The organism is Pararhizobium antarcticum (assembly GCF_001885585.1).
Classification (GTDB): domain Bacteria; phylum Pseudomonadota; class Alphaproteobacteria; order Rhizobiales; family Rhizobiaceae; genus Pararhizobium; species Pararhizobium antarcticum.
On the sequence record NZ_LSRP01000089.1, the window covers coordinates 41,970 to 54,335 of the forward strand.

Sequence of the window (12,366 nt, forward strand, 5' to 3'; positions counted from 1 at the left end):
GACCTCAAAGCCGCTCGACGCACATGGCAACGCCCATGCCGCCGCCGATGCAGAGCGTTGCAAGTCCCTTGGAGACGCCACGGCGCTTCATCTCGAACAGAAGCGTGTTGAGAACGCGGGCACCGGACGCCCCGATCGGGTGGCCGATGGCGATCGCGCCGCCGTTGACGTTGACGATCGATGGATCCCAGCCCAGATCCTTGTTCACCGCGCAGGCCTGCGCCGCAAAGGCTTCGTTGGCCTCGACCAGGTCGAGATCGCCGACAGCCCATCCAGCCCGTTCCAGAGCCTTGCGCGAAGCCGGGATCGGCCCTGTGCCCATGATCTGCGGATCGACGCCGGCGGTGGCCCAGGAGACGATACGCGCAAGCGGGGCGATGCCGCGACGAACGGCTTCGGCTTCGCTCATCAGCAGCGTTGCAGCCGCACCGTCATTCAGGCCAGAGGCATTGGCCGCAGTGACCGTGCCTTCCTTGTCGAAGGCCGGGCGCAGCTTGGTCATCGATTCCAGAGTTGCACCATGGCGGATATATTCATCCTGATCGACCGTTACATCACCCTTTCGGCCGGAAATGACGAAGGGAACGATCTCGTCGGCAAAGCGCCCGGCCTTCTGTGCGGCCTCCGCCTTGTTCTGCGAAGCCAGTGCAAACTGGTCCTGGTCGTCGCGCGACAGCTGCCACTTCTTGGCGACGTTCTCCGCCGTGATCCCCATGTGGTAACCGTGGAATGCGTCGGTTAGACCGTCCTTGATCATGGTGTCGATCAGCTTGAAATCGCCCATCTTCACGCCCGCGCGCAGATAACCGCAATGCGGTGCCATCGACATGGATTCCATGCCGCCGGCGACAATGATTTTCGCGTCGCCCGTGGCGATCTGCTGCATGCCCAGCGCCACCGCACGCAGCCCGGAGCCGCACAGCTGGTTCATGCCCCAGGCCGTCGCCTCCTGCGGCACACCGGCCTTCATGGCCGCCTGGCGCGCCGGGTTCTGGCCTTCGCCCGCGCCCAGCACCTGACCGAGAATGACCTCGTCGACCTCGGCAGCCTCGACACCCGCACGGGCCAGCGCGGCCTTGATCGCAGCGGCGCCGAGTTCATGGGCCGGCGTGTTCGCAAAGGCGCCGTTAAAGGATCCGACGGCTGTGCGAGCCGCACTGGCGATCACGATGGATGGATTGCTCATGGTCTGTTTCCTCGATTTTCTTCTGCTCCGTGGAGAGACTGGCAAAGCTCGCAGCGCAAGTCAAACGCGATAATGTGACAGGGGTTCGCTCGCTGGTGCAATCAGGGTCCGACGGCAAACTTCGCACCTGCGTCGTCGCATTGCACAAAGAGATTGTCAGAACGGTTTTTTTGCGGATACTCTGAAAAGTATAATAAAGACGGGAACATGGGAGGAGGAGACCCCACATGGCAAAGCATGACGGCCAGATCGTTATCAAAAAATATGCAAACCGGAGGCTCTACAATACCGGCACAAGCACGTATGTGACCTTGGACGATCTTGCGGTAATGGTGAAAAAGGGAGACGAATTCACCGTTCAGGACGCGAAATCGGGCGAGGACATTACCCACTCCGTCCTCACGCAGATCATCTTCGAGCAGGAGTCGAAGACAGGCAACACGCTCTTGCCGATTTCCTTCCTCCGCCAGCTGATTTCCTTCTACGGGGACCAGATGCAGATGGTCGTGCCCAGCTACCTCGAACACTCGATGCAGGCCTTTACCGACCAGCAGGTGCAGATGCGCGAGCAGATCAACAAGGCCTTTGGCGATACGCCGCTTGGCAAGAATTTCAGCGTGCCCTTGCAACTGGTGGAAGAGCAGGTAAAGCGCAACACCGATCTTTTCCATCAGGCAATGCAGATGTTCTCGCCCTTCATGGCCGCAGCCCCGCAGGCCAAGGAAACGCGCAAGGCGGAAGCCAAGGATATCGACGAACTGAAAGAGCAGATGCGGGCGCTTCAGGCCAAGCTCGAAAATCTGGGCTGAGCAAAAGATCGCGCATTCGGAGACGCATGCGCGATTTGTCTTTTCCGGCTACAGGCCGATCGAGACATCCCGTCCGGCCGCGCGCATGGACACGGAAAATCCGGCGATCACATCGATGAAGCTGATCATCATCAGGATGAAGAATATCTGCGTTGCGGCATTGCCGACCAGCAGGAACTCCACCAGGAACACGATAAACAGAACCATCGACAGAAGATGATCCAGCAATGTTTTGGAGCTGGTGCGTGTGGCCTTGAGGATCTCGACAAACAGCAGGGCAAGGGCGATGACGATCAGAAGATCGCCGAAGCTCATGGTCCAGGTGGCACCCGACAGCATCGACAGGGACATGATCTGATTGTCCAGCACGGCAATCCCGCCAGCGCCGAGAACACCGGTCATGGCTAGATTGTAGAGCGCAAACGGTAGGATCAGCAGCGGAATGGCGGCAATCATCTGGACACAGGCTCCCGTTGTCAGGCACGAACGACGCGCTTAGCTGTTCCATACAGCAGGTTTCAGGTCAAGAAGATGGCACCGGAGAGACAGAAACCGGGATCAGACCACAACCCACCGCAACAGACATTCGCGCAAGAAAAAGGGCCGGCAAAGCCAGCCCTCGATCTCTTGCCCGGATGTCAAGCGCAGCTTATGCGCTTTCCTTCGGTGTCAGAACCTGGCGACCACGGTACATGCCGGTCTTCAGGTCGATGTGGTGCGGGCGGCGCAGTTCGCCGGAGTTCTTGTCTTCGACAAACGTCGGCGACTTCAGCGCGTCAGCGGAGCGGCGCATGCCGCGCTTGGACGGGCTTGTTTTTCTTTTCGGTACAGCCATTTTATACTCCACTTATCGGGCAAGACACTGTTTCGCGGCCGGTTAACTGGCCGGGACAAACAGTTGTCAATCTCGGAATTTGCCGGGCTTATACATGCCTCACAGGCGTTTGACCAGTCCCTGCCTCGATTTTTTCGACTCTTGCCTGTCCACACGATTCAGGCCTGTTTGCGCGGTTCAGGCTTCGTCTTCCGGAACGACCCAGGTTTCGAGAAGCGCTGCCGCCTGCCATTTCTGAAACGCCGGGTGGGTCTTGACGGCGTTCATATAGGCCAGCGAGACCGGATCACTGGTCAGTTCGTAGATCTCCAGCCGGTTGACGACAGGCGCAAACATCGCATCCACCGCCGAAAACGCACCGAAAAGGAACGGCCCGCCGGAGCGGGCAATCGACTGCTGCCAGATCGTCTCGATGCGCAAAACGTCGTCCATCACCCCGTCGGGCAGGTCGATCGCCTGGATTTCGCGGCGAATGTTCATCGGGCAGGCGCCACGCAGCGCGCGAAAGCCGGACAGCATTTCCATGGAATAGCTGCGGGCGAGAGCGCGGTCCTCGATTGCTTCAGGCCACAGCCCCGCCTGCGGGAAAAGATCAGCCGCATATTCGATGATGGCGAGCGATTCCCAGACCCTGAAATTGCCATGATACAGGATCGGCACGCGGCCCGTTGGCGAAATCTCCTGGATTCTGGGGTTGCCGGCCGGGAAATCGAAGGGAATGACAACATCCCGGAACGGAACGCCGCAGCCTTCGAGCGCAAGCCAGGGCCGGAACGACCAGGAGGAATAGTTCTTGTTGCCGATATAAAGAAGGAGTTCGCTCACTGGTTTTCTCCGCTCGAATGTCTGCTGCCGACCGTAGACGCGCGGGGTTGCCGGGGCCAATGAAAAGCGGTGATCCTACTCATAAAGACATTTGATGTAATCGCCGGACCGGCCAGCACGGCGCTCGATCACCCCGGCCAGCCGCCGGAGCCCGCTGCCGGGCTTGCCGGCATTGCGCTCGAAGGGATTGGGCAGCGAAACGGCCAGCAGCGCCGACTGACGCCGGGTCAATTTCGAGGCGGAGACACCAAAGTGATGCTGGGCAGCGGCCTCGGCACCGTAGATGCCCGGCCCCCACTCGGCGACGTTCAGATAGATCTCCATCATGCGCTGTTTGCTCCAGACGAAATCCGCGACCAGCGCCAGGGGCAACTCCATGGCCTTGCGGACGAAGGATCGACCGTTCCACAAGAACAGGTTCTTCGAGGTCTGCATCGGGATTGTGCTGGCACCGCGGGTCGATTCGCCCTCGAGCGCCTCGTTGACCACGCTGCGCATCTGCACCCAGTCCACGCCGTCATGGGTGCAGAACTGCCCATCCTCGGACATCATCACGGACTGCACGAGATTTTTCGAAATATCCTCGAACGGCACCCATTGACGGTCGTAACCGCGCAGCAGCACCAGGTCGCGCAGCATCAGCGTCGAGATGGGATGCACGAAGCTCGGTGCGTAGAGGATGATCAGGACATAGGGAAGGACGATCAGGGCGAGGAGCGCCAGAAGCAGCTTGCGCCAACGGGCGCGCAGATCGCGCATCATGCCCGTCCAACGGCCGGGTTGCACGTCACGCTCCTCCCGAGTTTCCGGTACAATATCCACCCTTTGAAACGCCCGCCTGATGATCCCAATGGTTCTCTTAGAGCATGAACGGCAAAAACTGAACGCCTTTTCTGCAGGAAAGCCCTGTCTGCCAAGCTTTGTGCCCGGATAAATCCCGTTGCCAGCATCCCTGAACTCGTGCCAAAGAACGCGACATGAGCGACAAGACCAGCCTGTTCCAAGCCCGCCTGAAGACCAATGCCGATGCCGTCGAGGCCTGCCTGACGGATGTGCTGTCGCAGGCCGTCCAGCCGGACGAGATCGCGCGGCCGGAGCGATTGATGGCAGCCATGCGGCACGGCGTGCTGAACGGCGGCAAGCGGCTGCGGCCGTTCCTTGTCATTGAGACCGCAGCCATTCTGGGTGGCGACCCGCAGGCGGCCTTGCGCGTCGGCGCTGCGCTCGAATGCGTGCACTGCTATTCGCTGGTGCATGATGATCTGCCGGCGATGGATGACGACGCCCTGCGGCGTGGCCAGCCGACGGTGCATGTCGCCTTCGACGAGGCATCCGCGATCCTGTCCGGCGACAGCCTGCTGACGCTGGCTTTCGACATTGTCGCATCGCCGGAAACGCCGCTTTCAGACCGGCAGAAGACAGAACTGGTGCTGGCACTGGCCCGCGCCTCCGGCATTGGCGGCATGGCAGGCGGACAGGCGCTCGATCTCGCGGCAGAGACGTCGGCACCGGACGAAGCGGCGATCGTGACGCTGCAGGCGATGAAGACCGGCGCGCTCATCCGCTTTGCCTGCGAAGCCGGCGCGATCCTTGCCGGCGCTGACCCGGAAAAACGCCGGCTCCTGCGAACCTATGGCGAAACCATCGGCCGTGCTTTCCAGCTCGCCGACGACCTCCTGGACCTGACCGCCGATGCGCAGACCATGGGCAAGGCAACAGGCAAGGATGCGGAACGCGGCAAGGGCACGCTCGTTTCACTCAGAGGCCAGCCGTGGGCAGAAGCGGAACTGGCGCGCCTGGTAACCGTTGCTACGTCTCTTCTGGCGCCATTCGGTGCAAGCGCCGACATTCTCATCGAGACAGCACGGTTCGTTGCCGAGCGGAAAAGCTGATTGACCCGATCGGCCTGAAAACCGTTTCAGACTGAAGGCCAATCGACCTGGAGAATTGTCACCGCAACAAGAAAACCGTATCCACACCGGGATATTTCGCTAGCGTGGCGATCCAACACGCTTTGCGGAACGACCAGCGATGACGGACCCGACACCCTACCTGCCCCACCTCATGATCGCCTGGACCGCCTATCTGATTGCCACGGCATCGCCGGGGCCAGCCGTGCTTGCGATTATCTCGACATCGATCAGCCAGGGCCGGAGCGCCGGGCTGGCGCTGGCACTCGGCGTTCTCAGTGGCTCATACACATGGGCGATGCTGACGGCTGCAGGGCTTTCCGCGCTGATCCGCAGCTATGGGCATGCACTGATCATCCTGAAGATCGCAGGCGGCCTCTATCTCCTGTGGCTGGCCTACAACGCTCTGAGAGCCGCCTTGCGGAAGGATGCGCCAAAAAGTCTGGTCAGCCCCGACGTCAGGCCATCGCTTAAAAAGCTCTATTTCAAGGGCCTCAGCATCCACCTGACCAACCCCAAGGCGATTTTCTCCTGGATCATGCTGGTCTCGCTCGGCATGCCGCAGGACGCACCGGCCAGTGTCATGGCCGTCCTGATTGGCGGCTGCATGCTGCTCGGCGTGGTCGTCTTTGGCGGCTTTGCGCTGGTCTTTTCCATGGCGCCGGTCAACCGCGCCTATCGCCGCGCGCGCCGCTGGATCGAGGGTGCCATGGCCGGCTTCTTCGCTTTTGCCGGATTGAGGCTGCTGACGGCAAAGCTGTAGCCTATTCGGCCGCAGCCTGCCCCTGACCGAAGCGCTTTTCGATATAGGCATTGACGAGCACTTCGAAATCGCCGGCAATATTGGTGCCGCGGATGGTCATGGCTTTCTTGCCGTCGATATAGACCGGTGCCGCCGGAAGTTCGCCGGTTCCCGGCAGCGAGATGCCGATATCGGCATGTTTGCTTTCGCCGGGTCCGTTGACGATGCAGCCCATCACGGCGACCTTGAGACCCTCGACACCCGGATATTTCTCCCGCCAGACCGGCATGTTGCGGCGGATATCGTCCTCGATCTTGCGGGCCAGCTCCTGAAAGACCGTCGACGTGGTGCGACCACAGCCCGGACAGGCGGCAACCACCGGAATGAACTGGCGGAAGCCCATGACCTGCAGAAGTTCCTGCGCCACCTGCACCTCGCGGGTGCGATCGCCGCCGGGTTCCGGCGTCAGCGAGATGCGGATCGTATCGCCGATGCCCTGCTGCATCAGGATACCAAGCGAAGCAGCCGACGAGACGATACCCTTCGAGCCCATGCCGGCTTCCGTCAGGCCAAGATGCAGCGCGTGGTCGGAACGGGAAGACAGCATCGCATAGCAGGCGATCAGGTCCTGCACGTTGGACACTTTTGCCGAAAGGATGATGCGGTTGCGCGGCAGGCCGATCTCTTCGGCCAGTTCCGCCGAGATCAGCGCCGATTGCACGATCGTTTCGCGCATCACCTGTTGCGCCGTCAGCGGAAAACCTTGGGACTGGTTGTCGTCCATCATCCGGGTCAGCAGTTCCTGGTCGAGCGAGCCCCAGTTGACGCCGATGCGCACCGGCTTGTCGAACTGGATGGCGCGCTCGATGATCGCACCGAACTGCTTGTCCTTCTTGGCCTTGAAACCGACATTGCCGGGATTGATGCGGTATTTCGCCAGCGCTTCGGCGCAAGCCGGATGGTCGGCAAGCAGCTTGTGGCCGATATAGTGAAAATCGCCGATCAGCGGCACGTCGAGCCCCAGGCGCTCCAGCCGCTCGCGGATTTTCGGCACGGCGGCGGCACTTTCATCGCGATCAACGGTGATCCGCACCAGCTCCGAACCGGCCCGGTGAAGCGCCGCGACCTGTGCCACGGTGGCATCGATATCCGCCGTATCCGTATTGGTCATCGACTGGACGACGACGGGTGCACCCCCGCCGACAATGACGCCGCCGACATCGACGGCGACGGAGGCGCGGCGCGGCTGCGGATCAAAATCGAAGGCGGATGACATGAAAGCCCCTTGTACATGGATAGGACAACGGCCTCTCAGGTGGATGAGGATGGCCGCCTTGTCAACGTCAACAACATGGTTTGACGACGATTTGATGACCGGGGCGCTAGATGCACCTAATGGCCTCCGCCGCTCTGATCCGCATGAACGGCATGGCGCGAAAACAGAAGCACGACGATGAACAGGACGGGCACTGCGGTGAAGATGATAGCAAAGCCTGTATGCTCGGCGACGAAGCCGATCAGCGATGGGGCAAACAGCATGCCGGAATATCCCATCGTGGTTGCAACGGAGAGCCCGATACCGGGCGCCAGCCCCGGCATATTGCCCGCCGCGGAAAAGGCGATCGGCACCATGTTGGAGATCCCGACCCCGGCCAGCGCAAAGCCGATGATCGCGATGATCGCGTTTGGCGCAAGGCCGGCCATGACCAGCCCGACGAGCGCAGTCAGGGTGCAGACCCGCAGCGTCCGCACCGCACCGAACCGATCGCGCACGTGATCGCCGGCAAAGCGCATGATGGCCATGGTGGCGGAGAAGGCCGCAAAGCCGAAGCCGGACAGGGCGACCGAGGCGCCAAGCTCGTTGCGCAGATAGAGAGCGCCCCAATCGAGAACCGTGCCTTCCGGCACCATGGAGAACAGCGCGATGATGCCGATGATCCAGGGCAGCGGCGTCATCGGCAGCCGCAGCTTTTCCCTTGCTGCGTCCGGATGCGGCTGATCGGCCTGGATCATCGGCCAGGCGATAGCAAGCACAATCAGGCAGATGATCGTGATGAAGACGGCATGCGTCAGCACACCGAGATAGGCCATGATCACGCCGCCGCTTGCCGAGCCAATGAGGCCGCCAAGGCTCCAATAGGCATGGCACGACGACATGATGGCGCGGCGCATCGATTTTTCGACCTCGACGGCATTGGCATTCATCGCGACATCCATGGCCCCGACGAAGCCGCCGAGCAGGAACATCGCCGGTACGGCTGTCCAGACGTTGGGCGCCAGCGTCAGCACCAGAAGCAGCGGCGACAGGATGACCGCAGTGACCTTGACGACGCGCTGCGAGCCCATGCGCGCAATAAAGCCCCCGGCGATCGGCATCAGCACCAGCGAGCCGATGCCGAACACCAGAATGAGCAGGCCAAGCACGCTTTCGCCGATGCCGAGCCTTTCCTTGAACTCCGGTATCTTCGGCGCCCAGCTGCCGGTGACGAACCCGTTCATCAGGAACAGGAGCGAGACCGCAAGCCGGGTCCGGGGCATATAGCCTTGCCGGACGGCAGGCGGCATCGGGTTTTGGGTAGACTGGTCCATGAACGTTCCCCTGATGATCCGCAGCCGGATTCAGACAGTGATTTCGATAAGGTTGCCGTCGGGATCCCGCAACACGGCTTCATAGAAGCCGTCGCCGGTCATCCGGGCCGGCGATGACAGAATTCCTTTTGATGCGGCTGCATCCGCCAGGGCATCGACGGCTTGGCGACTGCCGAGCGACAAGGCGATATGCGCATACCCAGCCCGCTCCGGCATCGTCTCCGGCGCCGCAATCCAGGGACCTTGCATGATTTCCAGCGACGGCCCGTCTTTGAGCGTCAGGAAACGCGAGGAAAAACCGGGCCGGTTCCGGCTTTCGTAGCGGTCTCCAGCGATGGCATCGAAGGTCGTTTCCCAGAAGGCGCAGAGCCTGTCGAGATCGTCGGTCCAGAGAGCGACATGGGCAATTCTCATGCGACCCCCGGTTCAGAGCGGACGAGCGTGATGCCGAGCAGCCCATAGACATCTCCAGCAGCAGCAGGCGCATCGTGTTCCAGGACCAGTGTCGCGCAGGCGTCGATCGGGATCACCGCATGCGATCCGACCAGGCCGAGCTTTTCATTGTTGACAGCAGCCAGCACCGAGACACTGCGCCCTGCAACGAAGCGCTTGAACTCGGCGTCTTCGAAGCCGAAGGCCGTCAGCCCGGCATCGATGTCGACGCCACAGGCGCCCAGCACACAAAGATCGGGCCGCAGCACCTCGACGTCGCGCTGCGCCTTGGCGCCGATCGCCGCCCCCACCTGCCGATCGACCTTGCCGCCGATCAGGAGCAGCGTCACACCCGGCTTGTCCATCACGGCCGCGGCGATCAGCGGCGTGTTGGTGGCAACCGTCAGGTGGAGATCGGCCGGAATGGCCTTTGCGATCGCCAGATTGGTGGATCCGGCATCGATGAACACCGTCATCCCGGTCTTCAGAAATCCGACCGCCGCCTTCGCCAGCATGACCTTGCGCTGTGGCGCGACGGTGACGCGCTCGCTGAGCGACGTGCTAGCGGTCGCGAGCGAAAGGGCGCCGCCATAGACGCGCTCGCAAAGACCGGCGGCGGCCATTTCCCGCAAATCACGGCGGATCGTATCTTCGGAAACCCGAAATTCCTGGGCAAGGTCGGCCGCCAGCACACGCCCGGACTGCTGCAAACGGTCCTGGATCACGGCGTGTCTCTGTCGCAGAAGCAGGTCTGCCTGCATGGGCCTCTCGAATCGTGCACAAATGAACTTAAATCGGCACAAACAGGCATATACGACTTCATTGCGAATTCAAGCGCAGATTTTCGGGTGAGACGAAGACGTATGGGTCATGCCATTAAATTCGGCAAACGCCTTGATTTTGCGCGATCGGGGCCAAAGTTTACGCTTTGGCGGTCGATTGTAGGAAAACCTTTCGCTGCTGCACCGTACAATTGCAGTTTTATGCGCAGCCATCCCGGATGCCGCGTGCGATTGTTGCGCCACTCCGGCAGATACGCCGGACCCGGAAGATGGAAAAACAAGATGAAATGGGTTCACACACTTCTCGCCGCCGCAGCACTGTCGCAACTCGTCTCCGCAGGTGGCGCGTTCGCCGGTGAAAACCTTGACGCGGTCAAGTCGGCCGGCACTCTGAAGATCGGCACCGAAGGCACCTACGCCCCCTTCACCTATCACGACGAAAGCGGCGCACTGGTCGGTTTCGATGTCGAGATCGGGCAGGAAGTCGCAAAGCGCCTTGGCGTGAAGGCCGAATTCCTCGAAGGAAAGTGGGATGGACTGATCGCAGGCCTCGATGCCAAGCGCTATGACGCGGTGATCAACCAGGTCGGCATCACCGAGGAGCGCAAGAAGAAATATGATTTCTCCGAGCCCTATATCGCTTCCAAGGCGGTTCTGATCGTCAAGGCGGACAATGCCGAGATCAAGGACTTTCCGGATCTGAAGGACAAGAAGGCGGCCCAGTCGTTGTCGAGCAATTTCGGCAAGATCGCCGCGGATGCAGGTGCCGAACTCGTCGGAACGGATGGTTTTGATCAGTCGATCCAGCTGGTTCTGACCGGCCGCGCCGACGCCACCATCAATGACAGCCTGTCCTATCTCGACTTCAAGAAGCACAAGCCCGATGCCCCCGTGAAGATCGCGGCCGAACAGGCCAATGCCGATTACTCCGGCATCATCATCCGCAAGGAAGAGCCGGAACTTCTGGAAGCGATCAACAAGGCGCTTGCCGAGATCAAGGCTGACGGCACCTATGAGACGATTTCGCAGAAATATTTCGGCGCCGACGTTTCCAAGTAAAGCAGTCCAACAGCAAAGCCGAACAGGTTTCGTCGCCCCTGTGACTGCACTATAAGACAGGATCCGCTTCGGCAATCGAAGCGGATCCTGTCGTTTCGAAAGGCCCCCATGCCCCCCTGGCTGCAACTCATGCTGGATTCGCTCCAGCCCCTGCTCTGGGCAGGGCTCGTCTTCACCATCCCGCTGACGCTGCTGTCCTTCACGCTGGGGTTGGCGCTGGGGCTGGTGGTGGCCATCATCCGCCTGTTCGGGCCGAAACCGCTGGTCGCCCTCGTCCGCTTCTATGTCTGGGTCATCCGAGGCACGCCGCTTCTCGTGCAGCTCTTCGTCATCTTCTACGGCCTGCCAAGCCTCGGCATCCTGCTCGATGCCTTCTCTGCAGCCTTGATCGGCTTCACCCTCAATGTCGGGGCCTATACGTCCGAAATCATCCGGGCCGTCATCTCCTCCGTGCCGCGCGGCCAGTGGGAGGCCGCCTATTCGATCGGCATGAGCTGGAGCCAGGCCATGCGTCGCACTGTGCTGCCGCAGGCCGCCCGGGTTGCCGTGCCGCCGCTCTCCAACACCTTCATCTCGCTGGTCAAGGACACCTCGCTCGCCGCTGCGATCACCGTGCCGGAGCTCTTCCAGGCAGCCCAACGAATCGTCGCGACCACCTATGAACCGCTGATCCTCTACATCGAGGTAGCCCTGATCTATCTGGCGCTCAGTTCCGTTCTGTCGGCGCTGCAGGTCAGGCTGGAACGGCGCTTCGCCCGTTATGGTGGCTACCTGGAGGCGCGCACATGATCGAACTCACCCATCTCGAAAAACGCTTCGGTGACAATGTCGTACTGAAGGACATCAGCGTCACCATTGCCGACCGCACCGTCACGGCCCTTGTCGGCCCCTCCGGCGGCGGCAAGAGCACGCTGCTGCGCTGCATCAACCTGCTCGAAATTCCAACGGCCGGGACGATCCGGCTTGGCGACGAAAAGATCACATTCGCGCCGGACAAAAAGACCGGCTGGCGTGAAATCCAGCGCCTGCGCCGCCAGACCGGCATGGTCTTCCAGAATTTCCAGCTGTTTCCGCACCAGACAGCCATCGAAAACGTCATGGAAGGGCTGGTCACGGTCCTGAAATGGCCGAAGGAAAAGGCAAAGGCGCGCGCCCTGGAACTGCTGGAGAAAGTGGGCATGGCGCACAAGGCCGATG

15 protein-coding genes are annotated in these 12,366 nt (G+C 61.2%); 6 read left to right on the forward strand and 9 right to left on the reverse strand.

What is annotated here, in order from left to right; translation table 11 throughout:
* Positions 1-4: 4 nt before the first annotated feature.
* Positions 5-1,186 carry an acetyl-CoA C-acetyltransferase gene (locus AX760_RS13970; protein WP_071833512.1) on the reverse strand — a complete coding sequence of 394 codons (1,182 nt, stop codon included), beginning with the start codon at positions 1,184-1,186 and terminating at the stop codon, positions 5-7.
* A 227-nt stretch (positions 1,187-1,413) separates the two neighbouring features.
* On the opposite strand from AX760_RS13970, the gene phaR reads away from it, so the two are divergent.
* A complete protein-coding gene (gene phaR / locus AX760_RS13975) occupies positions 1,414-1,995 on the forward strand; it encodes a polyhydroxyalkanoate synthesis repressor PhaR (protein WP_071833514.1) in 582 nt (193 codons plus the stop codon).
* 48 nt (positions 1,996-2,043) lie between these two features.
* Here the strand turns inward: phaR and AX760_RS13980 are convergent, their stop codons facing one another.
* The 4 genes from AX760_RS13980 to mtgA form a co-directional block, all read right to left on the reverse strand.
* Positions 2,044-2,451 (reverse strand): hypothetical protein, encoded by a 408-nt coding sequence (locus AX760_RS13980; protein WP_071833516.1) that lies wholly within the window; start codon positions 2,449-2,451, stop codon positions 2,044-2,046.
* Between the two features lie 193 nt (positions 2,452-2,644).
* Positions 2,645-2,830, reverse strand: a complete 186-nt coding sequence (rpmF, locus tag AX760_RS13985; protein ID WP_071833517.1) for a 50S ribosomal protein L32 — start codon at positions 2,828-2,830, stop codon at positions 2,645-2,647.
* A 177-nt stretch (positions 2,831-3,007) separates the two neighbouring features.
* A complete protein-coding gene (locus AX760_RS13990) occupies positions 3,008-3,655 on the reverse strand; it encodes a glutathione S-transferase family protein (RefSeq protein ID WP_071833518.1) in 648 nt (215 codons plus the stop codon).
* A 75-nt stretch (positions 3,656-3,730) separates the two neighbouring features.
* A complete protein-coding gene (mtgA, locus tag AX760_RS13995) occupies positions 3,731-4,417 on the reverse strand; it encodes a monofunctional biosynthetic peptidoglycan transglycosylase (protein WP_083531187.1) in 687 nt (228 codons plus the stop codon).
* A gap of 215 nt (positions 4,418-4,632) precedes the next feature.
* On the opposite strand from mtgA, the gene AX760_RS14000 reads away from it, so the two are divergent.
* Both AX760_RS14000 and AX760_RS14005 read left to right on the forward strand, forming a co-directional pair.
* Positions 4,633-5,547: a polyprenyl synthetase family protein gene (locus tag AX760_RS14000; protein ID WP_071833521.1), complete on the forward strand. Its 915-nt coding sequence runs from the start codon at positions 4,633-4,635 to the stop codon at positions 5,545-5,547.
* A 139-nt stretch (positions 5,548-5,686) separates the two neighbouring features.
* Positions 5,687-6,328, forward strand: coding sequence for a LysE family translocator (locus AX760_RS14005; RefSeq protein ID WP_071833522.1), 642 nt, complete (start codon positions 5,687-5,689; stop codon positions 6,326-6,328).
* Position 6,329: 1 nt separating this feature from the next.
* On the opposite strand, the gene ispG is transcribed toward AX760_RS14005, so the two are convergent.
* The 4 genes from ispG to AX760_RS14025 all read right to left on the reverse strand — a co-directional run bounded on the left by ispG (position 6,330) and on the right by AX760_RS14025 (position 10,089).
* Positions 6,330-7,583: a flavodoxin-dependent (E)-4-hydroxy-3-methylbut-2-enyl-diphosphate synthase gene (gene ispG, locus AX760_RS14010; protein ID WP_071833524.1), complete on the reverse strand. Its 1,254-nt coding sequence runs from the start codon at positions 7,581-7,583 to the stop codon at positions 6,330-6,332.
* A gap of 116 nt (positions 7,584-7,699) precedes the next feature.
* Positions 7,700-8,896 (reverse strand): MFS transporter, encoded by a 1,197-nt coding sequence (locus tag AX760_RS14015; protein WP_071833526.1) that lies wholly within the window; start codon positions 8,894-8,896, stop codon positions 7,700-7,702.
* Positions 8,897-8,926: 30 nt separating this feature from the next.
* Positions 8,927-9,310 carry a glyoxalase/bleomycin resistance/extradiol dioxygenase family protein gene (locus AX760_RS14020; RefSeq protein ID WP_071833528.1) on the reverse strand — a complete coding sequence of 128 codons (384 nt, stop codon included), beginning with the start codon at positions 9,308-9,310 and terminating at the stop codon, positions 8,927-8,929.
* Positions 9,307-10,089, reverse strand: a complete 783-nt coding sequence (locus AX760_RS14025) for a DeoR/GlpR family DNA-binding transcription regulator (RefSeq protein ID WP_071833529.1) — start codon at positions 10,087-10,089, stop codon at positions 9,307-9,309. The genes AX760_RS14020 and AX760_RS14025 overlap by 4 nt, the downstream gene beginning before the upstream one ends.
* A gap of 303 nt (positions 10,090-10,392) precedes the next feature.
* Here AX760_RS14025 and AX760_RS14030 point away from each other — a divergent pair, with 303 nt between their 5' ends.
* From AX760_RS14030 to AX760_RS14040, 3 genes are all read left to right on the forward strand, one after another.
* Entirely contained in the window at positions 10,393-11,169 is a 777-nt protein-coding gene (locus AX760_RS14030; RefSeq protein ID WP_071833531.1) for an amino acid ABC transporter substrate-binding protein, read from the forward strand.
* Between the two features lie 108 nt (positions 11,170-11,277).
* The gene (locus AX760_RS14035) at positions 11,278-11,958 is read left to right on the forward strand and encodes an amino acid ABC transporter permease (protein WP_071833533.1); all 681 of its coding nucleotides are present in this window, start codon (positions 11,278-11,280) and stop codon (positions 11,956-11,958) included.
* Positions 11,955-12,366, forward strand: a 412-nt coding sequence (locus AX760_RS14040; protein WP_139276501.1) for an ATP-binding cassette domain-containing protein, incomplete at its 3' end; no start/stop codon positions are given. The genes AX760_RS14035 and AX760_RS14040, both read left to right, overlap by 4 nt.

Coding starts and splice junctions, on each gene's coding strand:
- AX760_RS13970 (WP_071833512.1), bottom strand. CDS start 1,186: ATGAGCAATCCATCCATCGTGATCGCCAGTGCGGCTCGCACAGCCGTC.
- phaR (WP_071833514.1), top strand. CDS start 1,414: ATGGCAAAGCATGACGGCCAGATCGTTATCAAAAAATATGCAAACCGG.
- AX760_RS13980 (WP_071833516.1), bottom strand. CDS start 2,451: ATGATTGCCGCCATTCCGCTGCTGATCCTACCGTTTGCGCTCTACAAT.
- rpmF (WP_071833517.1), bottom strand. CDS start 2,830: ATGGCTGTACCGAAAAGAAAAACAAGCCCGTCCAAGCGCGGCATGCGC.
- mtgA (WP_083531187.1), bottom strand. CDS start 4,417: ATGATGCGCGATCTGCGCGCCCGTTGGCGCAAGCTGCTTCTGGCGCTC.
- AX760_RS14000 (WP_071833521.1), top strand. CDS start 4,633: ATGAGCGACAAGACCAGCCTGTTCCAAGCCCGCCTGAAGACCAATGCC.
- AX760_RS14005 (WP_071833522.1), top strand. CDS start 5,687: ATGACGGACCCGACACCCTACCTGCCCCACCTCATGATCGCCTGGACC.
- ispG (WP_071833524.1), bottom strand. CDS start 7,583: ATGTCATCCGCCTTCGATTTTGATCCGCAGCCGCGCCGCGCCTCCGTC.
- AX760_RS14015 (WP_071833526.1), bottom strand. CDS start 8,896: ATGGACCAGTCTACCCAAAACCCGATGCCGCCTGCCGTCCGGCAAGGC.
- AX760_RS14020 (WP_071833528.1), bottom strand. CDS start 9,310: ATGAGAATTGCCCATGTCGCTCTCTGGACCGACGATCTCGACAGGCTC.
- AX760_RS14025 (WP_071833529.1), bottom strand. CDS start 10,089: ATGCAGGCAGACCTGCTTCTGCGACAGAGACACGCCGTGATCCAGGAC.
- AX760_RS14030 (WP_071833531.1), top strand. CDS start 10,393: ATGAAATGGGTTCACACACTTCTCGCCGCCGCAGCACTGTCGCAACTC.
- AX760_RS14035 (WP_071833533.1), top strand. CDS start 11,278: ATGCCCCCCTGGCTGCAACTCATGCTGGATTCGCTCCAGCCCCTGCTC.